Source organism: Embleya australiensis (genome assembly GCF_051903075.1).
Classification (GTDB): domain Bacteria; phylum Actinomycetota; class Actinomycetes; order Streptomycetales; family Streptomycetaceae; genus Embleya.
In genome coordinates this window covers 3,295,466-3,320,410 of record NZ_CP182422.1, presented here as the reverse complement: position 1 = coordinate 3,320,410, position 24,945 = coordinate 3,295,466, and the positions used below count along the sequence as shown (strand labels likewise).

The following is a 24,945-nucleotide window of genomic DNA, read 5'->3' as shown; positions in this document are numbered from 1 at the left end:
CCCGTCAGAAGTTCTTGGGAAGGCCGAGACCGCGCCGGGCGATGATGTTCTTCTGCACCTCGGAGGTGCCGCCGCCGATGGTGTCCAGCACGGTGTAGCGGTAGGTCGAGTCGGCGCGACCGGTCATCGGCGCGTCCTCGGTGCCCACCCGCAGCTGGGTGCCCGGCGAGGCGATGTCCATCGACGCGTTCGCGAGCCGCTTGGACAGCTCGGTGGCGTAGAGCTTGTAGCCCGACGCCTCGACCGTGGGCGGTTTTCCGCCACCGGCCGCGGCGGCCACCACGCGCAGCCCGAGCAGGCGCGCCACGGCGGCCTCGGTGACCAGCGTGGCCAACTGCTTGCGCACGATCGGATCCTCGCGCAGCGGCTCGTCGTCGCGCGTGGCCTCCTTGACGTACTCGGTCAGCACGTTCAGCCGCTGCTGGATCGGGGCGAACGAGAACATCGTGAAGCGTTCGAGGTCGAGCGCCTGGGAGATGTACTGGAAGCCCTTGTTCAGCTCGCCGACCACGTACTCGTCGGAGACCCAGACGTCGTCGAAGAAGACGTCGTTGGTGCGCTCGTCGCCCATCGTCCAGATCGCCCGGACGGTGATGCCCGGGTGGTCCATCGGCACCAGGAACAGCGTGATGCCGTGGTGCTTGGGCGCGTCGGGGTCGGTACGCGCGCCGACCCAGTACCACTCGGCGAAGTGCGCGGAAGTGGTCCAGGTCTTCTGGCCGTTGAGCCGCCAGCCCTCGCCGTCGCGGACCGCGCGCAGCTTCATCGAGGCGGCGTCGGAGCCGGCCTCGGGCTCGCTGTAGCCGACCGCGAACTCGACCTCGTTGTTCAGGATCTTGGGCAGGAACTCGGCCTTGAGCTTGTCGCTGCCGTGCGCGAGCAGGGTCTTGCCGATGATGCCGACGCCCTTGCCGATCTGCGGTCCACCGCGCCCGGCGAGGGCTTCGTTGAGCAGGTATTCGTAGACCCCGTCGCCGTCCTGGCCGCCCCACTCCTCGGGCCAGGTGATGCCGAGCCAGCCTTGGTCGGCCATCTTGCGCATGTAGGCGCGGCGTGCGGGGGTGTCGACGACCTGGGCCATGTTCTCCCGGGTGACATCGAACACTTCAGGGTCGGGATTGGCGTCGAGAAACCGCTCGACCGTCTCGCTGAACGCGGTCTGGTCGGGGGAGAAGTCGAAGTCCACGGGTCGCCTTTCGGGGCGCGCCCATGCCGGCAGCCTCACCTGTGTACGTGCAGGTGAGGCAGCCGGCACAGAACCTGACGGATAGTCAGATCAAGGTAACACCGGCCTGGGTTCATTTCGAGTGGCGGTCGGCAAATGATGTGTGGGCCCCGTCTCGTCGGGTTCGGGGCGGGTCGTTTGCGTGACGGCTTCGGTTCGGCTCCGGTTCGGTTCCGGCGCGTTTCCGGCGCAGTTCGTGTTTCGTCGGCGCGTGCTCGGTTTCGGCGCCCGCGTGCGCGCCGGGGCGTGCGGAGGCGCCGGGATGGGCATGATCACGTCGGGGCCGACGAAACGGTTCTGGACAAGTCCGGAAAAGTTACGGCGCGTCCGCGATCGACCACCTATCGTGGGTGGACATGAGCGGAAATGCTTGCCCGCAATGCGGTCGGGAGCACCCGTGGTGCGAGGTCGAGTGGTCGGCGTTCGAGCCCGACGACGCGACCGGCCCAGACCCGGACGAGACCGACGCCGACGGCCCGCCCTATCGGGTCTCCGAACTCCTCCCGGACATCCTCGATTTCCTCGCCCGCGGCAGCCGCGGGCCCGACTGGGCGGGCTCACGCCGGCGCCCGGCCAGGTCGCTGCGCGGGCTGATACCCGGTCCCAGGACCGGGTGTTGACGAAGCGTCAGCGACAACGTGGCGGATCCCGTGGCGGCGCGTGCCGGGGCTGACGCTGCGTCAAGAACGGGCGGCGCGCGGTGAGCCCGCGCGTCGCGAAGCGTCCGCGCCGCGATGTGCCCACGCCGCGACGGGCACCGCGCGCCGCCGCGATGCCCTAGGCGCGCTGTGAGCTGACCGATACGACCTCGCCGGTCATGTACGACGAGTAGTCCGAGGCGAGGAAGACCATCACGTTCGCCACCTCCCACGGCTCGGCGGCCCGGCCGAACGCCTCGCGCGAGGACAGCTCGTCGAGCAGTTCCTCCGACGACGCCTTCGCCAGGAACGCGTGCATCGCGATGCTCGGCGCGACCGCGTTGACCCGTACCCCGAACTCCGCCGCCTCCACCGCCGAGCAGCGGGTCAGCGCCATGACGCCGGCCTTCGCCGCCGCGTAGTGCGCCTGACCCTTCTGCGCCCGCCAGCCCAGCACCGAGGCGTTGTTGACGATCACGCCCTTCCCGCGCGGCTGCATGTGCCGCAGCGCCGCCCGGGTGCAGCGGAACGTGCCGTTGAGGGTCACGTTCATCACCAGGTCCCACTGCGCGTCGGTCATGTCGACGAGCTTGGCCTCGCCGCCGAGCCCGGCGTTGTTGATCAGCACGTCGATGCCGCCGAGTTCGCGCGCGGCCGTGTCGATCAGGTTCTGCACGTCGTCCTCGTCGGTGACGTCGCACGGCACGGCCAACGGCCGCGACCCGATCAGCTTGGCGAGTTCGTCGGCGGCCTCGCCCAGGCGGCGCTCGTGCTTGTCGCTGATCGCGATCACGGCGCCCTCCTCGGCGGCGCGCTTGGCGGCGGCGAAGCCGATCCCGGTGCCCGCCGCGGCGGTGATCAGGACCGTCTTGCCGGTCAGCAGGCCGTGGCCCTCGACGTAGGTGGGGGCGGCGGTGGGGCTCACTTGGCGTCTCCTCGCGGTTCACGGGGCATGCCGAGGACGCGCTCGGCGATGATGTTGCGCTGCACCTCGTTCGACCCGCCGTAGATGGTGTCGGACTTGGTGAACAGGAACAGGCGCTGCGCCTCGGACAGTTCGTACGGGGCCGCGGCGGCCAGGGTGGATTCGACGCCGGCCACGTCCATCGCGAGCGTGCCGAGGCGTTGGTGCCAGCCCGCCCACACCAACTTGGCCACCGAGGCCGCGCCGGGATCGGGCGAGCCGAGCGTGCGCAGCGCGTTGCAGCGCAGCACCTTCAGGTCGATCCAGCTCTGCAGCAGCCGGTCGCGCAGGACGGGATCCTCGATCGCGCCGTTGGCCTTCGCCTCGGCGACCACCTTGTCCAACTCGATCTCGAAGCCGATCTGCTGGGCCAGCGTGGACACCCCGCGCTCGAACGCGAGCAGGCCCATCGCCACGCCCCAGCCCGCGCCCACCTCGCCCACCACGTGCTCGGCGCGCGCGTGGGCCTTGTCGAAGAAGACCTCGTTGAACTCGCTGGTGCCGGTGAGCTGCACGATCGGTCGGATCTCGATGCCCGGCTGGTGCATCGGCGCGAGCAGGAACGTGATGCCCTTGTGCCGCTGCGAGCCGGGATCGGTGCGGGCGAGTACGAAGCACCAGTTCGCCTCGTGGGCGAGCGAGGTCCACACCTTCTGGCCGGTGATCAGCCAGTCGCCGGACTCGGGGTCGATCGTGGCGGAGGTGCGCAGGTTGGACAGGTCGGAGCCGGCGCCCGGCTCGGAGTAGCCCTGGCACCACAGTTCCTCGCCGCGCGCGATGGCGGGCAGGAAGCGGGCCTTCTGCTCGTCGGTGCCGAACGCGAGCACGGTCGGGCCGAGCAGGTTCTCGCCCATGTGGTTGACCCGGCCGGGCGCCTGGGCGCGGGCGTACTCCTCGCCGAAGATCACCTGCTGCATCAGCGACGCCTCGCGGCCCCCGTACTCGCGGGGCCAGGCCAGGCCGATCCAGCCGCCCTCGCCCAGGCGCAGCTCCCACGCCCGGCGGATCTCGAAGTGCTCGTGTTCGCTGCCGGGACCGCCGGTACCGACCGCCGCGGCGAACTCACCGGAAAGGTTCTCCCGGAGCCACGCGCGGACCTCGGCCCGGAACTCCTCGTCTTCGGCGCTGTACCGGAAATCCACAGCCAGTCCAATCTCGTCGCCTCGCCGTGCGGGCGGGACGACGGCCGCGCGCGCGGGGTCGGGGGACCGGGTCGGTGCACACCGGCCCCGCGCGCGTCGCCTGTCGGGGGTCGCGTCAGTTGCCGGCGGCGGCGGCCTCGGCGGCCTTCTTCTTCGCCGCGGCGGCCGCGTACTCCTTGAGCTGGGCGAGCACCGGCATCGGGTCCTGGCCGATCTGGGTCGGCAGCTTCTCGGCGATCTCCTCGGCCGTCCAGCGGTCGGCCGCGTACATCGTCTTGATCTCGTGCGGCTGGTCCCACAGCGCGATCTTGGGGCCGGCGGTCGTGTACACCTGGCCGGTGATGTTCTTGGCGTGGTCGGAGAGCAGGAAGACCACCAGCTCGGCGACGTCCTCGGGGTCGCCGATCTCCTTGAGCGTCTGCGGGACACCCTCGGACATCCGGGTGCGGGCCACCGGCGCGACGCAGTTCGCGTTGACGCCGTACTTGTTCAGGCCCAGCGCGGCGGAGCGCACGAAGGAGACGATGCCGCCCTTGGCCGCGGCGTAGTTCGCCTGGGCGACCGAGCCGAGCGCGTACACCCCGGAGGTGAAGCCGACGATCGAGCCGAAGCCCTGGGTCTTCATCACCTTGGAGGCGGCTTGTACGACGGTGAAGGTGCCTTTGAGGTGGGTGGCGATGACGCTGTCCCACTCGTCCTCGGTCATGTTGAAGAGCATGCGCTCGCGCAGGTTGCCCGCGACGGTGACGACGCCGTCGATGCGGCCCCACTTCTCGACGCCGGCGTGCACGATGCGCGCGCCGCCCTCCATCGTGGCCACGGAGTCGGCGACCGCGACGGCCTCGCCGCCCAGCGCCTCGATCTCCTTCACCACGGCGTCGGCGACCTCGCTGGTCGGCGCGCTGCCGTCCATGGCGACGCCGTAGTCGTTCACGACGACCTTGGCGCCGTGCGCGGCGGCGGCGAGCGCCACGGCCCGGCCGATGCCGCGGCCGGCGCCGGTGACCGCGATTACCTTGCCCGTGAGGAAGTCACCCATGTGTTGTCCGCTCCTTGTCGGTGGCCTCGCCAGTAGGCCCCGGGAATCGAGGGCCGAGGCCCAGGTCGGGTCGGTCGTGGCGCGTCCGGGTCGGTCGGTGCGGCCGGGGCCGCCGGTCCCGCCGGGCGCGGGCGTACACCGGCCTCGCGGCCTTGCGTACGCAAGGTGCGCGGCCTGTGAGAACGCCCTCTCGACATTATCTGACGATCCGTTAGTTTTCCTGGGTAGAGTGCCGCAGCACACAGCACGGCGCACGCTTCCCGGATCCGTTCGAGAATGTGCCCGTGGGTATTCGTGCCCGTCGGCACGTGTCACCACCGCCTGGAGGAGGCCCCCATGTCGCTGCCCCCCGAGTTCCACGAACTGGCCGCACGCGTGAACAACTGGGGCCGCTGGGGCCGGGAGGACGAGATCGGGACGATCAACCTGATCACGGACGACGTGGTCCGGGCGGCGGCCGGTTGTGTCCGCACCGGCAAGCGCTTCTCGTTGGCCGTCGAGCTGCGCGAGGACGGCATCCAGAACGGGATGATCCCGGGCCGGGACAACCCCAAGCGCACCACGTTCCTGGTCAACCACGAGGTCTTCGGCCCCGGGACGGTGGCCACCAGCGACGACGCGGTGACGATGGGCATCCAGGCGGGCACGCACTGGGACGGGCTGACCCACGCGACGTACGACGACCGGCTGTACAACGGCCACTCGGCGAAGGAGACGGTCACCGCCGAGGAGGGCGCGCGCAAGCTGGGCATCCACAACGTGAAGACGCTGGTCTCGCGCGGGGTGCTGCTTGACGTGGCGCGGGCCAAGGGTGTGGACATGCTGGCGCCGGAGTACGCGGTCACGCCGGCGGACCTGGAGGCGGCCGAGGAGTTCGGCGACGTGAAGGTGCGCGCGGGCGACATCGTGCTGGTGCGCACCGGGCAGATCCGGCAGTACTTCGCGGGCGAGAAGGACATGTACTTCTACGGCCCCGGTCTGTCGGTGCGCACGCCCGAGTGGTTCCACGCGCGCGATGTGGCGGCGGTGGCCAACGACACGGTGACGTTCGAGGTGTTCCCGCCGGAGATCGAGGACTGCTTCATGGCGGTGCACGCGCTGCACCTGGTGGAGATGGGCATGCTCCAGGGGCAGAACTGGAACCTGGAGGAGCTGTCCGAGGACTGCGCGGCGGACGGTGTGTACGAGTTCTTCCTGGAGGCGTCGCCGGAGCCCTTCGTGGGGGGCGTGGGGACGCCGGTGAACCCGGTGGCGATCAAGTAGGGCCCGGGGCGGGCGGGCCGTTTTCGGACCGGCCGCTTTCCCGAACACGCGTAGAACGCACGGCGCGCGGGCCCCGGACAGGATCGACCTGTCCCGGGGCCCGCGTGCGTTCCGGGCACCGCGACGAGGCCCGGAACGGCGGCGGTCCCACTTCGTCGAGGAAACCCGGGGCACGACCCGGGCGCCTCGTCGTCCCCTCGCGAACGACCGCCACACTCAGGGTGATCAGTGTCGGACGGCCCGTCAACACCCTCGGGGCGCCGATTTCGCGCGACAGATCACGATTCGTCTGCGCCGCGGTTCGGGCGACGCAGCAGCCACTTCCGCAACTCCCGCACCACCGCGCCCTCGCGGCGCGGTGTCACCGGTGCGGTGCGGCCCGACATGAAGTTTTCGGCAGTTGGCAAGTGCTGGACACGCGTTACCCGGTGACGCTCGCCGGCAAGCTTTTTGCTCTCCGCGGCCGCCTCGGCCCAACGCCGCGCCCGCAGAGGCCACTTCGTGGTCGCGGGGGCGTGAGCCCGCCGGGCCGCGCGGCGGACTTGGCACGCATGGTCGGTGGGGCGAGCATTGATCCGCACACGGGGCTTGATCGCGGCACCACGACGGGAGGGTTCGGATGGAGATCCGGATGGCCTTCGACTTCGGGCAGGCGGTATACGACCGGCGAACCGTGTTGGGTATTCCGCAGTGGGAGTCGGCTCGCCGAGCGGAGCTGACGCGGGGGCAGGTCGCGCGGCTCGAACCGGGCGGGACGGTGCCCCCGGGTTTGGCGGCTCGATGGGCGGCGGCGCTCGACGCGTCGGTGCGCGTCACCCTGGACGGGGACGCGTCGGGGGTCGTGCTCACGCCGCATGCCGGCTGATGCTCGGCAGGGGATGGGGGGCGGTTGTGGTCGACGGGCTGGTTGCGGGGTTGCTGCGGAATCCGGGGGTGCCTGCCGGGGTCGTGTTGCGGGCGTTGACCGCGGTCGATCGACGGGAGGTCCGGTTTGCGCTTGGTGAGACCGCGCACCTGACACGGGACGTGGTCGAGGCGATGGTCGGACACTCCGATCGTTGGGTGCGGATGGCGGTTGCCGGGAATCCGTACGTCGATCCGGTGCAACGGGCGCGGTTGGTGACGGATCCGGATTGGATCGTGGTGGCGCGGGCGGTGGCCGGCCGGCCGCATCCGGACGGGGATCCGCGTCCGTTGTCGGACGAGGCATACGCGCGGTGCCTCTCCTGGCTGATGTCGTGCGAGGGCGACGGCGGTGGGATGTTGACCCGGGACGAGGTGATGGGGGAGTTGGTGTTTTCCCGGGACACCCCGGTGCATGTCCTCCGATCGTTTTGCCGGCGACCGGAGGCGGAACTGCGGCTTATGTCGTGCGGGTGGTGGAAAGGACTTTCCGCCGCCGAGCGGGTGGCATTGACGCTGGACCCGGTGCCCGGGGTGCGCGGCCATGCCAGGAGGGTGGCGATCGAGGCACGCTCGTGTCTGACCGACATCGACTGGACGCCGACCGGGCGAGGCAGCGAGTCGGCGATTTCGTACCGGCTGCTTGCCCGTGCCGATGCCGAGCGGATCGTGTGGGGCGAAGCGCCGGCGCACTATCGGTATTACGCCGCCGGGAATCCGCACCTGCCGGCCGATCTGGTGGCGGTGCTCGGGCGTGATCCCGATCCTGCCGTGCGTTACCAGGTATCGATGCGACGGGAGTTGACGGAGGGTCAGCGGGCGGCGATCGACTACCGGGTGCCGGAGTTGGAGGATCTGGACGACGCGGTTCGGTACGTCGCGCGTCCGGCGGCGGGCACGCCCGATACGTGGGCGCGGTCGGCGCATGCCGGGGTGCGGCGGATCGCGGCGTGTGCGGGCGGGCTTTCGGGGGAGGCACGGGACGTGCTGGCGGGGGACTCCGATCTCGGGGTGCGGGTGCTGACCTGTCGTCATCAAGTGGGGGTCGCGCCGGAGTTGTTGTTGGGGGCGTATCGGACCTTTCGGGGGCGGAATCGAGGGCGGCTGACCTGGCGGCCGGGGTTTCCGACGCGTGGGCTTGCTCGGTTCGCCGATGATCCGGATCCCGGGATGCGGGAGTTGGTGCTGCGGGATCCGGATGCGCCGACGGAGGTGGTCGTCCGGTTGCTCGCCGATCCGGAGCGGCGTGTGCGGACGGCGCTCGCGCGGCATCCGGGGGTGCCGGTCGAGCGGTTGCTCGCGTTGTTGGACGATCCGGAGCTGGGGCCGAGTGCGGCGGCCAATCCCGCGCTTCCGGTCGCGGTGACGCATCGGATTCTCGATGTCGCCGGGGTGGCGCGCGTGCCGTGAAGTCGCCGTCGCGGCACCGGTGGTGAACCGCGCGTGGTGGTGACACGTGTGTGATTACGGGCTGATCAGAGGTGGTCTCGGGGTGATACGAGAGGACTGTCACAACCGGCTGACTGCTCATCAGTTCCGGGCTAGAGTGCCGCGCGGGTACGCGTGCGCGCTCGGAATTCGGTTCCGGAGACGGTCGGGTCGGTCAGCCGTCGAGCGCCCCGGCTCGTCAGCCCATTTCCGATGGAGGAGGAACCGGTGAAGGGCGTTCTTTTCGACGGCAAGGAAGCCTCGATCGTCGACGACCTGGAGGTGCGCGCACCCGGGGCCAACGAGGTCTTGGTGAAGATCGGCGCGGCCGGTCTGTGCCACAGCGACATCTCGGTGATCAACGGCACCATCCCCTTCCCGCCCCCGGTCGTGCTCGGGCACGAGGGCGCGGGAGTCGTGGAGGCCGTGGGCGAGTTGGTGTCCCACGTCAAGGTCGGCGACCACGTCGCGCTGTCCACGCTGGCCTCGTGCGGCGCGTGCCGTGAGTGCGACCGGGGTCGGCCGACGATGTGCGCCAAGAGCTTCGGTCAGCTCAACCAGCCCTTCACGCGCGGTGGCAAGCCGGTCTACAACTTCGCGGGACTGTCGGTGTTCGCCGAGCGGATCGTGGTCAAGGGCGTCCAGGCGGTGAAGATCCCCAAGGACATCCCGCTGTCCTCCGCCGCGCTGATCGGCTGCGGGGTGCTGACGGGTGTCGGCGCGGTGCTCAACCGGGCGAAGGTACAGCCCGGCGACACGGTCGCGGTGATCGGCACCGGCGGCATCGGGCTGAACGTGATCCAGGGCGCGAAGCTCGCGGGCGCGGTCCGGATCGTGGCCGTCGACGCGAACCCGGCGAAGGAGGCGGTGGCGCGCGAGTTCGGCGCGACCGACTTCGTCGACGCGCGCGCCGTGGAGGACTCGGTCAAGGCGGTACAGGCACTCGTCCCGGGCGGCGTGGACCACGCGTTCGAGTGCGTCGGGCACGTCGCGGTGATCCGCAACGCGATCGACATGCTCGGTCGGGCCGGCCAGGCGATCATCCTGGGCGTCGCGCCGTCGGACGCCGAGGCGTCGTTCCACGTGTCCTCGATGTTCCTGGACAAGTCGATCATGGGCTGCCGCTACGGCTCCTCGCGCCCGCAGTACGACATCGCCCGCTACGCCGACCTGTACCGGACCGGCGCCCTCAAGCTCGACGAACTGGTCACCCAGACCTACGCGTTGGACGACTTCCACCAAGCGGTGGAGGACGCCGAGGCGGGCAAGATCGCCCGAGGTGTCTTCGTCTTCTGACGTCGGCCTTCTCAACCGGCGTTCCGGTGGCTTCCATCGGTGAGCGCTGTGATGTCGAAGCGCGTCCCTCGTGGTCGAGGGACGCGCTTCTTCTTTTTGATCATGAGCGATTCCCGAGTTTTTCATTGCCCTCTACAACAGACGGGATATAGTTTCTGCCACGCTGCGAACCGGGGGGATTGCGATGGCGGAAAAGTTCTCTGTCGACTTTGCGTGGCTGGATGTACTGATATCCGGGTTCGACGGCTCGGCCCAGGCCGCGAAATGGGCGCTCGACGCACTCCACGAGACCGGCCCGATTCGTACCGGGCACAAGGATCTCGACACCGCCTGTGATCACTTCAAGGACAAGTGGTCGAAGCGGGTCGAAGATTTCCAGGACCGGATCGGGGAATTCCGCAAGGCCGTCGACGATTCCAAGCAGGCCTACGCCGTGACCGATGAGCACACGGCCACGTCCATGGGCGCGCTGCGATCCGCGCTCGCTCCGAACGGCTCGTCCGCGCCGACCGGGGCTACCTCCGCGACCACGGCTGCGGCTACCGCTTCGCCGAGCCGGATCGGGGAGGCGTTCGCGTGAGCTCGGCCGAGAAGGAGTTTCCGGGGCTGCGATTCGATCCGGCGCCCGGGCTGTTGCCGGCGCTTGCGCTGCTGGCCGAGAAGGTGCGCCAGGCATCGGGGCAGGTGGGCAATGTACGCACCGAGATGGAGAAGACGTTGCGGGATCCCGGGGCCTGGAGCGGGTTGGCCGGCGGCAGTTGCCACGACGCCGTGCAGCACATCTATCCCGAGGTGTGGACCATGCACGACGCCCTGTCCGGCGTCGAACGCACCATCGGCGAATGGTCGTTCCTGCTCGCCGAATATCAGCGCTCGCGTACGGAACTGGAGGCCCAGGCGGTGGCGGCCCGGGCCCGGGTGAAGCAGATGGAGGGGAATCCGGACGTCGATCTGCGCTTCTTCGAGGTGATGACCACGTCCGGCAAGGAGCAGGAGGCCCTGCTCACGCGGCACGCGGAGGCGAAGAAGGCGCTGGAACAGGCCGAAGACGACCTGGACGCGATTCTCGATTCCGCCAAGGACCTGAAAAGGCAGCACGACGAATCGGCCCGGAGCATCGCCAAGCGCATCCGGGAAATCGCGGACCACCCGCCGGATCGCACTACGACGAGCTTCGGGGGGTCCAACCTCATCCCGCCCTACTTCACGAAGCCGCCGGTCAGCCCGGAGGACACGGGCCCCAAGCGCGACTTCAACGTCACCGAGCCCACGGCCAAGGACCGCGCGACCGAACTGGCGGCAATGGCCATGGTCGTCGGGCAGGACGCGTATTTCGACAATGAGCGTGCGGCCTCCTACATGAAGTACTGGCTCGAAGGCGACGGGCGGGACGTCCAGTTCGACGCGCAGGAGTTCCTGAAGGCGGATCCCGGGTTTCAGAAGATCCTCAACGACACCATGCGGGCGAATGCGCCGAGTGGTAATTTCGACACCGGGTGGCAGGGCGGCAGCGTGGCCCGCGACATGCAGAACGGACCGGTCACGCCCGAGTTGCAGGACTTCTATTACACGATGAACGGCTATCAATATCGGATCGTCGGGACCGACTTCAAGATGGTCAACGGCCATCCGGAGGGAACGATCCGGATCGACATCTACAAGCGCTACAACTGGGGCAATCCCGAGGGCGGCACACCCCGAAGCGACATCAAGGGCGTGTCGCAGAACGACCTCGCTCGACTCAACGAGACGGGCCTGGCCCACGACTTCGACATCGTGGGCAGCACGACGTGGTACATGGCTCCGGGTCTGGTCGGGTGACGTCCGCGGGCGTGGTGCGGAGGGGCGCCAGGCGCGCCCTGTTCTTGGCCGGTGCCTTCTGCGTGGGCATGCTGGTGCTTGGCCTGCTGGGCTATGGGGTGCTGCGGTTGTTCCTGTGGCATCCGTGGTCGTCCGACGATCGCGACGCGCGTGCGGACCCCGGGAGCGGCGACGTATCGCTGAGCGAATCCCTGCGGTTGACCGGACTCACGCTGCCGTCGGGGGCCACGAACGTGCGCTATTACGTGCGGGCGAACATGCGCGGGACGCTCGTACAGCTGACGTACCAAATCCCCTGCGGCACGGTCCCGGGGGTATTGGCGGACGCGAAACTGACCACGCCGGTCGCGATGGACGCCGTCGGCGCGCAGAACGTCCGCCGTTTCGCCGAACGCCACGGCTGGCGGCCCGAGATGGGCACGACCACGGCGCTCACCGACACGAGGACGTGGCCCACGACGGCGATGGTGAACACGCCGCCGGGGGCGATGGATTGCTCGGTGTACCTGGACGCCTTCAACTGACCGGCGGTCTCCGGCGACGCATCGGGGGCGATCGCGCGCTTGACTTCAAGTCAACTTGAAGTCCTACGGTCGCCGCATGACCTGCACGCAGTGCAGGATTCGCACCGACGTACCAGGAGGACGTGCCATGACCGCCCAGCAGATCTCCGATGCGGAACTCGCCGGACAGCCCGCCGCCTACTGGACCGGCGTCGCCTACGAGGCGCTCATTGCCTACACCCGGGCCCGGCAGGCTGAGAAGGGCTACACCCAGCCGCAGTTCTGGCTGCTGCGCAATCTGTCGGTGAACGACATCTCGCCCGACGGCGCGGGGATGACCGTGCCGGAACTGCGGGTGGCGATGGCCTCCTACCTTCGCGCCGAGGACGACTTGGCGGCGGAGTCCGAGGTGTTGGTGGAGCGCGGGTGGTTGACCCGCGACGCGGAGGACCGCCTGTTCCTCACCGAGGCGGGCGAACAGGCCCGCGTCGACCTCGCCCGCAACGCCCCCGCGATCCGCGCGGCCCTCCACGAGGGCATCGACGACGCGGACTACGTCACGACGCTCAAGGTCCTCCAACGCCTGATCCACAACGCAGGGGGCCCGGCCACGTGACGGACGGTGCCCGGGCCGGATGCCCGGGCCCGGCGAGTCGGGGGTCCGTCCCCTGGTCAACGCGCGCGTGCGGGGTGGCTTCCGGTCGTTGGACTTCGGAATCATCACGCGGTCCCGGCGGCCGGGGTGGAGGACCGCAGGGCCGTGCACGACTCGTTGTTTCGCCGCTGCTGTCTGGGATCGACCCGGCCTTTCACTCGGATCGGGTTGGCGTCCGGCTTCGTGCCCGATCAGGAGGAACAGGGCCTCGATCGAGCGGCGACCCCGGGTCTCGACGAGGTGCTGGCCGTGCGCGACGAACAGTCCGCCGAGCTGGAGCGTTGGCTGGCGAGCGTGACGGTCGACGAGTTGTCCGCAGTCGCTCCCGTTCCTGCGGGGCCGGGCCGGCCGCCGTACGCCGTGGGCAAGTCGGTGGCCGAGTGCCTGCGGGTGGTGCTGAACGAGGAGTGGGTACACCACGGGTTCTGCGTCCGTGACCTCGACGTGCAGGAACGCTGAGCCGGCTCCTCGGGCTGTGCGACCCGCTGTGGTGCTCGGACGGGCCGGGTGCGGACGCCGGCGGCCGGAGACGCCCATCGCTCTGCGTGACAGCCGACGACAAGGAACATGCCGAGGACCATCCCGTTTCATCAAGTGAGGTGCTGCTGACAGGCGTTACTGTCCTCGGATTGAACTCCTGGATCCGGTCTGCCCTCTGCACGGACCCGGCATCGACCCTGCGTCGTTGGTCGGCAGCCGACTTGTCCAGGTGATGGCTTCGTGGCACACGCACGACGGGCAACCTGCCGATGACTTGGTCGAGGTTTGGCTGATCGACGATCGAGGCGGGTCCACCAACATCGCAGGCGGCACGGACTGGTGCCTCATGGTCGAGTCGTCCGAGCCCGAGAGCGGCTTCGATATGGGGGACTGGGGCCGCAACGAAGTCCGGTCCGTGCGTGATGAGACGCCGTTCGCGGGCCACCTTGGGGAACTCGTGCTCGGAGTTCGGCAGGAGTGGGTTCCGGCAAGAGGCCGTGTCGCGCTTGAACTGGACTTCTCCTCGGGCGGCGTCCGCTGCGAGAGCCGGGGTGGTGACCTCCGGATCCGAGCTGTGGACAGCCCCGCAGGCCCCTTGGCACCGATGCCGTGATCTGCCGTGGCCGGCCAGGCGATTATCCTGGGCGTGGCGCCGTCGGACGCCGAGGCGGGCAGGATCGCCCGAGGCGTCTTCGCCTTCTGGCGTCGGTCGGTCTCCTCGACCGGGGTCCCGCCGGCTTCCGCCTTTTGGTCATGACCGATTCCTGGAAAGGTGCGCATGACGTGGCGGGAAAAGCGGCCGGCCGGGGAGCCTTTCCGATCGGGTCGGAGTGATTCAGGCGGAACGTGTGGTGGGATCCGGGTGAACCGGGCGCCGGGCGCGAAGGATTCGGGGGCGGGTCCCGGCCGGATTCGCGATCGCGTCGCGGGCTCGGCGGCGGCGTTGCCCGTGCCGGGTCGGTGGCTCGCGGTGCGGAGCCCTCGCCCGGTGTTCGCCGTGGGGTATCCGGTTTCGGTGCCTGTCCGGCGTGGGGGGCGGCCCCCGGATGCGGCCCGTGTTCGGGTGACCTGGCCACATCGGGAGTGGCCGCCTCGGGGGTGGGCTTCGGGTGGTCTCCGGGGTGGCGGTCACCTGCCGGTCCGGACGCCGGTACGAACCCGACGGCGGTGACCGGACGGTCGGGCCGTGCGACCGGCGGCCCCTTGCCTAGCGGCGCGGCCGCCTCGCCCGATTTCGGCGCCCCTTCGTCGGGTGTCGAAGACCGGGATGTGGCCTGTCGTTGCTCCTCGCGGGCGAGGGAGGTGTCGATGCCGGCGATGGCGGTGTCGGCCTCGCTCACGATCCGGTTCACGTCCCGGCCGTCCACGGACCACTCCGAGGCCGCGCCCGTCGGTTCGATCGCGTTCCCGTCGGGCTCGACGCCGGCGCCCGGCTGCCGTGAGGCGGCGTCCAGGTTCAGGAGTGTGGTCGAGCGTTCCTCCAGCAGGCGGACACGGTCGGCGAAGACGTCGGGTTCTTGCGGCGCCGTGCGGCCCTGCGTGAGGTCCTCCAGGATCACTCCGGCGAACGCCTTGCGGTCCGCGGCGAGCCGGGTGAACACTCCGGGCGGGAAAGCCTCGTCGTGCCTAGCGAGTTGATTGCGATAGCCCTCGGCCTCCCGCTCGAACCCGCGTGCCCGCGAAGCCCACTGCGATTGCACGATCCCGACGATCTCGTCCAGGGCCTCGCCGGTGATCGACACGTCATCCCTCCACCGGAGCTTGATCGACGCCGCCGCGTTCGGGATCGCGTCCCTGCTGAAGTCCTCGTACGCGGCGCCGGCGGTGCTCGCGAACTCCTCGGCCACGGCATGCCACCCGGCCAATCGCAGACGGGTCTCGCTGTGCATCGCGTGGATCCGCTGCTCGACGCCGGCCGCCCTCAACTGCCGCGCTGCGTCGGCCAGATGCGCCGTGCCCGGGACGACACGCCCCCGGCTGTAGTGGTCGACCATGGCTTCGAGGGCGGTGGCCGTGATGTCGTCGAGGTCCGCGCGCAGGTGTTCCTGGGACGCCTGCCACTCGTGATGGTCGGCGACGTAGCCGGCACGGTCGTCGGCGGCCCGACCGGTGAACACCCTCGGCTGCGGAACCAGGTTCCGGGCCACGACCGCTTCCCAGACCTTCTCCCTGGTTCGAGCCTCCAGCTGCTCCTGGAACCGCTCGTCCGCGGACCTGTCGTCGACGGACTTCCGCGGCCTGGAGCGATTCCAGAATCCGCGGCGCTTTCCGTCCGCGGGTGCCTGGTCCCGGTCGGGCTTGCGGTTCTGCTTGCCGCGTGCGTTTGCGCTCTCCGCCTTCGCGGCGGCTTCCCGTTCCCGCTTGGCGGTCTCGTCGAATGTACGGGCCTCCTGGGCGAGGCCGACGAAGGCCCGGCCCAGGCGGTGGAGACCGGGCCCGTCCAGAGCGGTCGCGGCAAGCGCCTCGTCGGCGGACGTGTAGCCGGTGAACCGGTACGTCGGACGGCCCACCCGCCCGATCAGGTCGGGATCGGGCCGGGCGGCCCGTGCTTTGGAGTAGTCCGCGATGAGGAGCCGGCGGGCCTCCCGCTTGCTCATGCCTTCGCCGACGCGTGCGTGCTCGTCCATGCCTTGCGGTGACGCTCCCCCGAACCACCTCGTACAACCGTGCCCCCCATTATGGGGTTGACGTGCGCTTTTGTACGTGGGGCCGCAGGGGCGCGACGGGGGTCCGGCCGAACTCCCGCCGGCGGTCCCAGAGAAGGTGGTCGGCCTTGGCTCGGATCGGGCGGCCCCGGGTCGGGTCGCCCGGGCGGCGGGACTGCGGTGGGCGTGGGTTGTTGCTTGTGGATCGGGTCGCCGACGTGTGGGCGGTGGTGGCGCGGCCCGGGTGCGGCGGCGGTGACCGGCGGTGCGCCGGCTCGACGGGTTGGATGGGGAAGATCCGGATCGGGGGATGGTGATCGAGAGCTTTCGGGTGTGACCGGAATTGGCAAAGGCGATCCGGAATAGGCTACTTGGGCGATGGTTCGGTCGAAGTTCGGGGAATCGGTGTCAAGTTCGGTCAATTCTGTGGGCCTTGGGAATTCATGGGTTATCCGCGTAACCCGTCAGTCCCGCTTTCAGTTGATCGGATAGGTTCCGCGCGTCCCGGCGGCGCCTCTAAACTCGCTCCGCTGCGGCCCCAGGTCCCACGGACCGCGGTTTGGTACCCGATCGGCGCCTCGGGCCACGCGCGGGGTGTCCGCTGGAGAGGAGCCCTACCGCCCCATGCCGACTCCGCACAAAGACCCGCAAGATCGGCCCCCCGAGTACGAATCCGCGCCGACACCGGAATCCGCCTCCGTCCCGGCTCCGCGCGCACCATATGTCGACGACCGCACCGGGTATCTGGAGATGGAACAGGATCCGAGATTCGGGTCGCTGAAACGGCGTCAACGTTCCTTCATCTTCCCGGTCACAGCCGCATTCCTCGCGTGGTTCCTGCTGTACGTGGTGATGTCCGCCTACGCGCGCGACTTCATGGCCAAGGAACTGATGAACCACATCAACGTCGCCCTGGTGTTCGGTCTGCTCCAGTTCGTGTCGACGTTTGTGATCGCCTGGGCCTATTCGCGATTCGCGCGTACCCGACTCGACCCCGTCGCCACCGAACTGCGAGAGGAACTCGAAGCGTGAATCTTTCTCTCGAACTCGCCGCGAAGTCCAGCAACCGAGGCTGGACGTTCGCGATGTTCGCCATACTGGTCGTGGTGACGCTCGGCATCACCTTCTGGGCGAGCCGCAAGAACCGTACGGCGGCGGACTTCTACGCCGGCGGCCGCTCGTTCACCTCGCTCCAGAACGGCCTGGCGATCGGCGGCGACTACATGTCGGCCGCGTCCTTCCTCGGCATCGCGGGCATCCTGGCGCTGTCCGGCTACGACGGGTTCCTGTACTCCATCGGCTTCCTCGTCGCCTGGCTGGTGGCGCTGCTCCTGGTCGCCGAACCGATGCGCAACTCCGGCCGGTTCACCATGGCCGACGTGCTGGCGAACCGGATGCGCGAACGGCCCGTGCGGACGGCCGCGAGCGTGTCCACGATCGTGGTGTCGATCTTCTACCTGATCGCACAGATGGTCGGCGCGGCCTCGGTCGTCTCGCTCCTGCTCGACGTCAAGAGCGACGCCGCGCAGATCTCGGTCATCGCGGCGGTCGGCGCGCTGATGATCGTGTACGTCACGGTCGGCGGCATGAAGGGCACCTCCTGGGTCCAGATCGTCAAGGCCGGCCTGCTGATGGTGGGCGCGTTCGTGATGTGCGTGTGGGTGCTGGCCAAGTTCGACTTCAACGTGGCGGACCTGCTCGGCACGGCGGCGAGCAAGTCCGGTTCGGGCGAGTCGTTCCTGCAGCCGGGGCTCAAGTACGGCGCCACCGACGGCTGGTCGAAGATCGACCTGATTTCGCTCGGTCTGGCCCTTGTGCTCGGTACGGCGGGCCTGCCGCACATCCTGGTCCGCTTCTACACCGTGCCCAACGCCCGCGTCGCGCGCCGCTCGGTGACCTGGGCGATCGCCATCATCGGGGTGTTCTACCTGATGACCCTGATCCTGGGCTTCGGCGCCGCCGCGCTGATCGGCAGCAAGGAGATCAAGAAGGCCGACCCGAGCGGCAACACCGCCGCGACCCGGCTCGCCGAGCACCTCGGCGGCGGCGCGGGTACCACCGGCGGGGCCCTGATGCTGGCCTTCATCGCCGCGGTGGCCTTCGCGACCATCCTGGCCGTGGTGGCCGGGCTCACCCTGGCGTCGTCCTCGTCGTTCGCGCACGACCTGTACGCGAACGTCTTCCGCAAGGGCCGCACCACCGACAAGGACGAGGTCAGGGTCGCGCGGATCTCGGCGCTGGTGATCGGTACGACCGCGATCGTACTGTCGGTGTTCGCCCGCGAGTTGAACGTGGCGTTCCTGGTCGCGCTGGCGTTCGCGATCGCCGCCTCGGCGAACCTGCCGGCCATCCTGTTCTCGCTGTTCTGGAAGAACTTCAACACGCGCGGCGCCGTGTTCGGCATCTACGGCGGCCTGGTCACCTCGGTGCTCGTGGTGTTGTTGTCCCCGATCTGCTGGGGCGGGGCCACCGACACGAAGCCCGCGATCAAGCAGTTGACGGCCAAGCAGGCGTCGGATTGCGACGTCTCGAAGGACCGCAAGGATGTGGGCAACGCCACGGCGCTGTTCAGCTGCACGACGCCGGCGCCGATCCCGCTGGAGAACCCGGGCATCATCTCGATCCCGGTCGGCTTCGCGTGCGCCGCGATCGGCGCGCTGTCGGCCCGTCGGCGGCGTACCGACGACGACGACCGCAAGTTCGCCGAACTCGAGGTCAGGGCCCTGACCGGAGCCGGCGCGCACTGATCGCGCACCGCCACGGTCTCGGACTCCGGTCCCGGCGGCTCGCGCCCGGGTCCGGGATCGTGGCTACCTGTTGCGGCTGGGGTGGCCGAAGCGGCCCTTGTAGAACAGCAGCGGCGCGCACTCCACGCGCGGCGCGTCGAGGGCCTGGACCCGGCCGATCACGATCTCGTGGTCGCCGCCGTCCACCACGCTCTCCAGCGTGCAGTCGATCCAGGCCAGTACGTCGTCCAGCCTCGGCGATCCGGTCGGAGTCGGGGCGTGGGAGACGCCGGCGAACTTGTCGGCGCCGCTGACCGCGAAGGCGCGGCACAGGGCTTCCTGGTCCTCGGCGAGCACGTTGACGCAGAAGCGGCCGCCCGGCCGGATGCGCGGCCAGGTGGTGGAGGTCTTGGCGACGAAGAAGGTGACCAGCGGCGGGTCGAGCGAGAGCGAGGCGAAGGACTGACACGCGAAGCCCACCGGGGTATCGCCGTCGAGCGCGGTGATCACCGTCACGCCGCTGGCGAAGTGGCCGAGGACGTGTCGGAACGTGGCGGCCTCGACGATGCCGTCGCCCTCGGGCAGGGCGATCGCGGCGGGATCCGCCGGCTTCGTGCTCGCTGCGTCGATCTTGCCCATGATGGACTTCCTCGCAGGTGTCTAGGGGCGTCGGGTCTGTGACGCTACGTCACCCGATTTCCTTGCGTCAATCAAAGGAGAGCGGGTCCTTCGTCACATCTGACGACTCGTCAGTTGCCTTGTGGCGTAAGGCACATCCGCCCGTCGGCGGGCCGTGGTGGGCGCCTCGGCCGGCCGCCGGCGTTCGATTACCAGCCGTAGTACTCCGGCTTGCGGCGCTCCATCAGCGATGCGACTCCCTCGTTGGCGTCGCGGGAGGTCATGTTCGCCTCGACGATGCGGGCCTCCTCGTCGAAGGCCGTCGTGCGGTCGCTTTCGAGGGAGCGGTTCACCAGATGCTTGGTGAACGCGTACGCCCGGGTGGGGCCCGTGGCCAGGCGCTCGGCCCATTCGCGGGCGGTGGCGTCGAGTTCGTCGGCGGGGACGACCTTGTTCACGACGCCGATCCGGAGTGCCTCGGCGGCGGGGAGGTCGTCGCCGAAGAACATCAGTTCCTTGGCCTTCTGCGGGCCGACCAGGCGGGGGAGGAGGTAGGCGCTGCCGCCGTCCGGGACCAGGCCGCGGCGGGTGAAGATCTGGATGAAGCGGGCCGAGTCGGCGGCGATCACGAGGTCGCAGGCTAGGGCGAGGCTCATGCCGTAGCCGGCGGTGGTGCCGTTGATTGCTGCGAGCACGGGCTTTTCGCAGTCGAGGATGGCGTTGGTGAGGCGTTGGACGCCGGTCTTCATCATGCGGGTGGCGTAGCCGGTGGGGCGGGTGGGGGGTTGGGGGGTGTTGGTGGCCGCGTTCGCGTTTGCGTCCGCTTTTGCGCCTTCGGCTTCGGCGTCGGCTTGGGTTTCGGCGAGGAGGGACTTGGTGCCGGGGCTGCTGCGGAGGTCCATGCCGGTACAGAAGTGCTTTTGGCCTGCGGCGGTGAGGATTACGGCTCGGATCTGTTCCGTTGCGGAGGCCTCTGCCAGGAGTTCGATCAGGAGTTCGCGTTGGGGCCAGGTGAGGGAGTTGCTGGCTGCGGGGCGGTTGAGGGTGAGGGTTAGGACACCGGCGCGCACGCTGTGCAGCAGGTCTTGGTCGGGGGTGGTCATGGTGGCTCCTGTGGGTGGTTGGCCGTCCTCAAGCGCCGGACGGGCTGGTGTTGCGTTGGCCTCAAACGCCGGCCGGGCTGGAAGGGTTTGTGTCCGACGTTGGGCGTTGGTCGGGTTGGGTTGGCCTCAAACGCCGGCCGGGCTGGGAGGTTTGCGTCTGGCGTCGAGTGTTGGTCGGGTTGGGTTGGCCTCAAACGCCGGCCGGGCTGGGAGGTTTGCGTCTGGCGTTGAGTGTCGGTCTGGTTGGGGTGGCCTCAAACGCCGGCCGGGCTGAGTGGCCTCAAGCGCCGGCCCGGCTATTTGGCCTCAAACGCCGGCCGGGCTGTTCAGCCCGCCCGGCGTTTGAGGGCGCCGTGGCTGCGGGTGGGTGGCCGTTCGGCACCGCCGGGGCCGTTGGACCCGCGAAGCTGGTCGGCTTCGTTCGGCCTGCTCGGTTCCGTTCAGGCCCGCCTGGCTCGCTCGGGTTCCCTCGGCTCCGTTCGGTCGGCTCCGGGGTCGGGTGGGCCGGCTGGTTCGTTCGGCTCCGGCTATCTCGCCACTGCGAGGGCGTCCAAGGCGACTGTGCCGCCGCCTCTTGGCATGACCATCAGTGGGTTGATGTCCAACTCGGCTATTTCGTCGCCCAGTTCCAACGCCATACGTTGTACCCGCATGACCACGTCGACCAGGGCGTCCAGGTCGGCCGGGGGTTGGCCCCGGAGGCCCTGGAGGCATTTGAGGCCGCGGAGTTCGCCTAGCATGCGCTTCACCTCGTAGGCGCCGAACGGGGGGACGCCGATGGCGATGTCGTCGAAGACCTCGACGAAGATGCCGCCGAGGCCGACCGAGACCGTCGGGCCGAACAGGTCGTCGTGTGAGATGCCGACCACCATTTCCACGCCGCGGTCGACCTGTTGGCAGACCAACACGCCCTCCAGGCGACCCGCGCCCGCCTCCTTGGCCGCGTCGGTGATCTCGCGGTACGCGTCCCGCACCTGGCTTGCCGAGCGCAGGCTCAGTTTGACCAGGCCCAGGTCGCTCTTGTGCGGCAGTTGCGGGCCGCACGCCTTCATCACCACCGGGTAGCCGATCAGCCCCGCCGCCCGCACCGCCGCGGCGGCCGAGGTGACCAACTGCTCGCGCGGCACCCGGATCCCGTACGTGCGCAGCAGCTGCTTCGCCGAGTGCTCCGACAGCGGCTTGCCCGACGACAGCAGCCGCTTCGCCTTCGCCGCGGCGGGCGACGCGGTGCGCGGTACGTCCTCGAACGGGGACGAGTACTGGGTGCGGAAGCGGTGGTAGTCGAAGTAGGCCCGCAGGGCCCGGACGCAGTTGCCGAAGGTGCGGAAGACCACGACCCTGTTCGACTTGAGGAGGATCTGCCGGTAGGCGTCCTCGTCGCCCACCGGTGAGCCCCACACCACGCAGACCACCTTGTCGGTCGCCTCCGCCGCGTCCACCAGGTCCTGCGCGAGCTTGTCGCTCATCGGCGGGAACGCGCCGGTGATCGGACAGACGAGCACGCCGATCGCCGGGTCGGCCAGGATCGTGTCGATGATCTTCCGGCCGCGCTCGTCGCCCGCCGGGTGCCCGCCGTTGTCCACGGGGTTGGACACGGTCAGGTACGGCGGGATCCACCCGTGCAGCTTCTCCTGCGTGGCCCGCTCCAACTGCGGGACGGCCAGGCCCTCGGCGGCGGCGAGGTCGGCCATGTGCGCACCGGTGCCGCCGGAGATCGAGTACACGCACACACCCTGCGCGAGCGGGGTGCGGGTACGCGCGAACAACTGCGACGTGTCGATGAGTTCGTCGAGGCCGTCGACCCGGGTGACCCCGTACTGGCGGAACACCGCCGAAGCGGTGCGGTCGCCGCCGGTCAGCTTGCCGGTGTGCGACTGGGCCATGCGCGCGCCGGTCTCGGTCCGGCCGACCTTGACCACCACCACCGGTACGCCCTGCCGCGCCGCGTGGTCGGCCGCCAGCGCGAACGTGCGCCCGTCCTTGAACCCCTCGACGTAGGCGGCGATCACCCCGACCTCCTCCTGGTCGGCGAAGTGCCGCACGAAGTCCGCGATCTCCAGGTCGGCCTCGTTGCCCACCGGCGCCCAGTGGGATACCCGGATCCCGATCTCCTGCGCCGCGAACACCGGTCGGCCCTGATGCCCGCTCTGGGTGATCAGCGCGATCGCGGGACCGTCGAGGTCGGTGCGGAACTCCTCGAACGCGTTCAGGTTCGTATTCGGCCCGAGCAGCCGCAACGAACCGCCCGAGGTGAGCTGCGCCAGCCGCGCCTGGGCCTCGGCCCCGGCGTTGCCCGCCTCGGCGAAACCGGCCGCGAACACGACCGCGAAACCCACGCCGGCGCCCGCCAGTTGCTCCAGCACCTCGGCCGGATCGCCGACCAGGACGACCGCGAGGTCGACCGGTTCGGGCACCGCCGAGATGTCCGCGTGGCACGGCCGGCCCGCGATGCGTTCGTGCTTGGGGTTGACCGGGAACAACCGCGCGCCGACCCGCTCGGCCCAGGCGATCAGCTGTGCGGTGATCCGCGCGCCGGGTCGGCCCTCGGTGTCCGAGGCGCCGATCACCGCCACCGTGCGGGGTCGGAAGAAGCGGTCCAGGTCGGCGGGGCGGAGCGCGAGTGGTCGGCCGGTCACGTCGAGTTCGGCCGACGGATCCGCGTTCGCGGTGACGCTGGTTCGAGTGTGCCCCGGGAAGTGGTGTCCTCTGCTGTCGTGAAGCATCATCGCGCCCGTCCCTTTTTCGATCTTTCGTCGCCGCCAGATCCGATCGAAGCCCGATCGAGGCCGGAATCGAGCTGACGGTTAGTCAGTTAGCTTGCTGATGGGACGTCAGGGCTGTCCACTGTCTCACCGGCCCGGTCCCGACGCATCTGTCCGATCACCTGGACATTTGCTGACTTGGTCAAACATGTTGCGGATATCTGCTGGTCATCGCGCGGTTACTAAACGTCCCCGAAGGACTTTTCCTGCTGGGTCAGGGATCTGCGGTCCACTTTGTCCATGCCGGTCAACGGCAGCGCCGGCACGATGCGGATCGCCTCGGGGAGCTTGTGGGCGGACAGCCGTGTGGCCGCGAATTCGCGCAACGCGGCCAGTGACGGCTCGGATGCGGCACGTGACACCACGACCGCGACCCCGATCTCGCCCATCACCCGACTGGGTCGCGGGATCACCGCGACCGAGGCCACATCGGGATGGTCGAGCAGGACCGCCTCCACCTCCTGCGGATACACGTTGTATCCGCCGCGGATGTACATCTCCGTCATCCGCCCGGTGATCCGCAGGCAGCCGGCCTCGTCGATCCGGCCGAGGTCGCCGGTACGCAGCCTGCCCTCCGCATCGAGAGCCGCGGCGGTCGCCGCGGGGTCGCGCCAGTAGCCCGCCATCACGGCGGGCGATCGCAGGCAGATCTGCCCCTCCTCGCCCGCCGGTCGGATCGCGCCGGTCTTCGGGTCGCGGATCTCCACCTCGGTGCCCGGTCGGGGGCGGCCGACCGTGTACAGCGCCTCGGAGTCGGGGGCGTCGAACGCGGTCAGCGTGCCCAGCCCCCCGGATTCGGTGGAGGAGTAGCGAATCGAGTAGCCCGCCCCGAATCGGGTCCGGGCCTCGTGCACGAGCGGGGCGGGGGACGGCCCGCCACCGACGATCAGACCGCGCACGTGGGCGAGGTCGTAGCGCTCGAACTCCGGGCGGCCGAGCAGGAGGGAGACCTGCGCGGCCACGCCGCCGAGGTAGGGGATGCGCTCGCGCGCCACCACGCGCAACGCGTCCTGGGCCCGCCAGCGGCCGAGGATGTGCAGGGTCGCGCCGGACTTGAGGTAGCCGGCGAGCTTGGTCATGAAACCGACGTGCGGCAGGCCGGTGGCGATCAGTTGCGGGCCGCCCTCGCCCCAGCGCTCGCCGGTGTCCATCGCGGTGATCGCGGCGATTTGCCGGGAGGTGAACAGGGCTCCCTTCGGAGTGCCCGTGGTGCCCGAGGTGAACACGACCGTCTCGGGCAGGTCCGGGTCCTGATCCCCCGTCACCGGCGGCGCGGGCGGGATCGTGTCGAGCCGCAACTCGGTCCAGACGTTTGCCGCGTCGGCGGCCGGTACGCAGCGCACGACCTCGGGACCGGCCGGGATGCCGTCGAGCAGGTCCTCCCCGGCCAGGACCAGGTCCGGCGCGGCGCGCTCCAGGATCGCGGCGCGTTCGGTGGGGGTGTAGCGCGGTCCCACCCCGGTGGTGATCGCGCCGAGCCGGGCCAGGGCGGTGTAGGCGATCACGTACTCGAGCCCGGACGGGAGCACGAGGGCGACCAGATGCCCGGCCCGCACACCGCGTGCGGCCAGGCCCGATGCGACCTGATCGGTCACCGCGTCCAGGCCGCCGTAGGTGAACCCGCTTCCGCCGTGCACGAGGGCCCGCCGCTCGGGAAAGCGTCGGGCGGCCTCACGAAGCACCTGGGCGAGAACGGTCACAACGGGTCCCTTCGGCCTGCGCGCGAAGTATCGG

General features: G+C 69.6%; 21 protein-coding genes. 12 read left to right on the top strand and 9 right to left on the bottom strand.

The window, feature by feature from the left end; translation table 11 throughout:
* Nucleotides 1-4: 4 nt before the first annotated feature.
* Nucleotides 5-1,186 carry an acyl-CoA dehydrogenase family protein gene (locus ACMXN5_RS14030; RefSeq protein WP_380035095.1) on the bottom strand — a complete coding sequence of 394 codons (1,182 nt, stop codon included), beginning with the start codon at nucleotides 1,184-1,186 and terminating at the stop codon, nucleotides 5-7.
* 395 nt (nucleotides 1,187-1,581) lie between these two features.
* Between ACMXN5_RS14030 and ACMXN5_RS14025 the strand changes: the two genes are divergently transcribed.
* Nucleotides 1,582-1,845: a hypothetical protein gene (locus ACMXN5_RS14025; RefSeq protein WP_439675541.1), complete on the top strand. Its 264-nt coding sequence runs from the start codon at nucleotides 1,582-1,584 to the stop codon at nucleotides 1,843-1,845.
* A 157-nt stretch (nucleotides 1,846-2,002) separates the two neighbouring features.
* Here ACMXN5_RS14025 and ACMXN5_RS14020 read toward each other — a convergent pair whose 3' ends face one another.
* The 3 genes from ACMXN5_RS14020 to ACMXN5_RS14010 form a co-directional block, all read right to left on the bottom strand.
* A complete protein-coding gene (locus ACMXN5_RS14020; protein ID WP_439675540.1) occupies nucleotides 2,003-2,788 on the bottom strand; it encodes an SDR family oxidoreductase in 786 nt (261 codons plus the stop codon).
* On the bottom strand, nucleotides 2,785-3,969 hold the full coding sequence (locus ACMXN5_RS14015; RefSeq protein ID WP_439675539.1) for an acyl-CoA dehydrogenase family protein: 1,185 nt from the start codon (nucleotides 3,967-3,969) through the stop codon (nucleotides 2,785-2,787). The genes ACMXN5_RS14020 and ACMXN5_RS14015 overlap by 4 nt, the downstream gene beginning before the upstream one ends.
* Nucleotides 3,970-4,084: 115 nt before the next feature.
* Nucleotides 4,085-5,008 (bottom strand): SDR family oxidoreductase, encoded by a 924-nt coding sequence (locus tag ACMXN5_RS14010; RefSeq protein WP_439675538.1) that lies wholly within the window; start codon nucleotides 5,006-5,008, stop codon nucleotides 4,085-4,087.
* A 336-nt stretch (nucleotides 5,009-5,344) separates the two neighbouring features.
* On the opposite strand from ACMXN5_RS14010, the gene ACMXN5_RS14005 reads away from it, so the two are divergent.
* The 9 genes from ACMXN5_RS14005 (at nucleotide 5,345) to ACMXN5_RS13965 (ending at nucleotide 13,336) form a co-directional block, all read left to right on the top strand.
* Entirely contained in the window at nucleotides 5,345-6,271 is a 927-nt protein-coding gene (locus tag ACMXN5_RS14005; RefSeq protein ID WP_379999219.1) for a cyclase family protein, read from the top strand.
* A 619-nt stretch (nucleotides 6,272-6,890) separates the two neighbouring features.
* Complete coding sequence (locus tag ACMXN5_RS14000) at nucleotides 6,891-7,136, top strand: transcriptional regulator (RefSeq protein ID WP_439675537.1); 246 nt, start codon at nucleotides 6,891-6,893, stop codon at nucleotides 7,134-7,136.
* A gap of 68 nt (nucleotides 7,137-7,204) precedes the next feature.
* Nucleotides 7,205-8,584: a hypothetical protein gene (locus ACMXN5_RS13995; protein WP_439675536.1), complete on the top strand. Its 1,380-nt coding sequence runs from the start codon at nucleotides 7,205-7,207 to the stop codon at nucleotides 8,582-8,584.
* Between the two features lie 246 nt (nucleotides 8,585-8,830).
* A complete protein-coding gene (locus ACMXN5_RS13990) occupies nucleotides 8,831-9,898 on the top strand; it encodes a Zn-dependent alcohol dehydrogenase (protein ID WP_439675535.1) in 1,068 nt (355 codons plus the stop codon).
* Nucleotides 9,899-10,082: 184 nt separating this feature from the next.
* Nucleotides 10,083-10,478: a hypothetical protein gene (locus ACMXN5_RS13985; RefSeq protein ID WP_439675534.1), complete on the top strand. Its 396-nt coding sequence runs from the start codon at nucleotides 10,083-10,085 to the stop codon at nucleotides 10,476-10,478.
* A complete protein-coding gene (locus ACMXN5_RS13980; RefSeq protein ID WP_439675533.1) occupies nucleotides 10,475-11,719 on the top strand; it encodes a hypothetical protein in 1,245 nt (414 codons plus the stop codon). Before ACMXN5_RS13985 ends, ACMXN5_RS13980 begins: the two co-directional genes overlap by 4 nt.
* An 11-nt stretch (nucleotides 11,720-11,730) precedes the next feature.
* A complete protein-coding gene (locus ACMXN5_RS13975; protein ID WP_439675532.1) occupies nucleotides 11,731-12,243 on the top strand; it encodes a hypothetical protein in 513 nt (170 codons plus the stop codon).
* 127 nt (nucleotides 12,244-12,370) lie between these two features.
* Complete coding sequence (locus ACMXN5_RS13970; protein WP_439675531.1) at nucleotides 12,371-12,838, top strand: MarR family transcriptional regulator; 468 nt, start codon at nucleotides 12,371-12,373, stop codon at nucleotides 12,836-12,838.
* 222 nt (nucleotides 12,839-13,060) lie between these two features.
* Entirely contained in the window at nucleotides 13,061-13,336 is a 276-nt protein-coding gene (locus ACMXN5_RS13965; RefSeq protein ID WP_439675530.1) for a DinB family protein, read from the top strand.
* Nucleotides 13,337-13,992: 656 nt separating this feature from the next.
* Here ACMXN5_RS13965 and ACMXN5_RS13960 read toward each other — a convergent pair.
* Nucleotides 13,993-15,984: a hypothetical protein gene (locus tag ACMXN5_RS13960; protein ID WP_439675529.1), complete on the bottom strand. Its 1,992-nt coding sequence runs from the start codon at nucleotides 15,982-15,984 to the stop codon at nucleotides 13,993-13,995.
* 642 nt (nucleotides 15,985-16,626) lie between these two features.
* Between ACMXN5_RS13960 and ACMXN5_RS13955 the strand changes: the two genes are divergently transcribed.
* Both ACMXN5_RS13955 and ACMXN5_RS13950 read left to right on the top strand, forming a co-directional pair.
* The gene (locus ACMXN5_RS13955) at nucleotides 16,627-17,034 is read left to right on the top strand and encodes a DUF485 domain-containing protein (protein WP_439675528.1); all 408 of its coding nucleotides are present in this window, start codon (nucleotides 16,627-16,629) and stop codon (nucleotides 17,032-17,034) included.
* A gap of 53 nt (nucleotides 17,035-17,087) precedes the next feature.
* Nucleotides 17,088-18,749, top strand: coding sequence for a cation acetate symporter (locus ACMXN5_RS13950; protein ID WP_395794444.1), 1,662 nt, complete (start codon nucleotides 17,088-17,090; stop codon nucleotides 18,747-18,749).
* Between the two features lie 63 nt (nucleotides 18,750-18,812).
* On the opposite strand, the gene ACMXN5_RS13945 is transcribed toward ACMXN5_RS13950, so the two are convergent.
* The 4 genes from ACMXN5_RS13945 to ACMXN5_RS13930 form a co-directional block, all read right to left on the bottom strand.
* Nucleotides 18,813-19,367, bottom strand: a complete 555-nt coding sequence (locus ACMXN5_RS13945) for a flavin reductase family protein (protein WP_439675527.1) — start codon at nucleotides 19,365-19,367, stop codon at nucleotides 18,813-18,815.
* A gap of 188 nt (nucleotides 19,368-19,555) precedes the next feature.
* The gene (locus ACMXN5_RS13940; RefSeq protein ID WP_439675526.1) at nucleotides 19,556-20,449 is read right to left on the bottom strand and encodes an enoyl-CoA hydratase/isomerase family protein; all 894 of its coding nucleotides are present in this window, start codon (nucleotides 20,447-20,449) and stop codon (nucleotides 19,556-19,558) included.
* Nucleotides 20,450-20,976: 527 nt separating this feature from the next.
* Nucleotides 20,977-23,172, bottom strand: a complete 2,196-nt coding sequence (locus ACMXN5_RS13935; protein WP_439678005.1) for an acetate--CoA ligase family protein — start codon at nucleotides 23,170-23,172, stop codon at nucleotides 20,977-20,979.
* Between the two features lie 221 nt (nucleotides 23,173-23,393).
* A complete protein-coding gene (locus ACMXN5_RS13930; protein ID WP_439675525.1) occupies nucleotides 23,394-24,911 on the bottom strand; it encodes a class I adenylate-forming enzyme family protein in 1,518 nt (505 codons plus the stop codon).
* Nucleotides 24,912-24,945: the final 34 nt, after the last annotated feature.

Excerpts from the sequence above, each read along its gene's own strand:
- ACMXN5_RS14025 (WP_439675541.1), top strand. The coding sequence starts at position 1,582 with ATGAGCGGAAATGCTTGCCCGCAATGCGGTCGGGAGCACCCGTGGTGC.
- ACMXN5_RS14010 (WP_439675538.1), bottom strand. The coding sequence starts at position 5,008 with ATGGGTGACTTCCTCACGGGCAAGGTAATCGCGGTCACCGGCGCCGGC.
- ACMXN5_RS14005 (WP_379999219.1), top strand. The coding sequence starts at position 5,345 with ATGTCGCTGCCCCCCGAGTTCCACGAACTGGCCGCACGCGTGAACAAC.
- ACMXN5_RS14000 (WP_439675537.1), top strand. The coding sequence starts at position 6,891 with ATGGAGATCCGGATGGCCTTCGACTTCGGGCAGGCGGTATACGACCGG.
- ACMXN5_RS13985 (WP_439675534.1), top strand. The coding sequence starts at position 10,083 with ATGGCGGAAAAGTTCTCTGTCGACTTTGCGTGGCTGGATGTACTGATA.
- ACMXN5_RS13970 (WP_439675531.1), top strand. The coding sequence starts at position 12,371 with ATGACCGCCCAGCAGATCTCCGATGCGGAACTCGCCGGACAGCCCGCC.
- ACMXN5_RS13960 (WP_439675529.1), bottom strand. The coding sequence starts at position 15,984 with ATGGACGAGCACGCACGCGTCGGCGAAGGCATGAGCAAGCGGGAGGCC.
- ACMXN5_RS13955 (WP_439675528.1), top strand. The coding sequence starts at position 16,627 with ATGCCGACTCCGCACAAAGACCCGCAAGATCGGCCCCCCGAGTACGAA.
- ACMXN5_RS13950 (WP_395794444.1), top strand. The coding sequence starts at position 17,088 with ATGTTCGCCATACTGGTCGTGGTGACGCTCGGCATCACCTTCTGGGCG.
- ACMXN5_RS13945 (WP_439675527.1), bottom strand. The coding sequence starts at position 19,367 with ATGGGCAAGATCGACGCAGCGAGCACGAAGCCGGCGGATCCCGCCGCG.
- ACMXN5_RS13940 (WP_439675526.1), bottom strand. The coding sequence starts at position 20,449 with ATGACCACCCCCGACCAAGACCTGCTGCACAGCGTGCGCGCCGGTGTC.
- ACMXN5_RS13935 (WP_439678005.1), bottom strand. The coding sequence starts at position 23,172 with ATGCTTCACGACAGCAGAGGACACCACTTCCCGGGGCACACTCGAACC.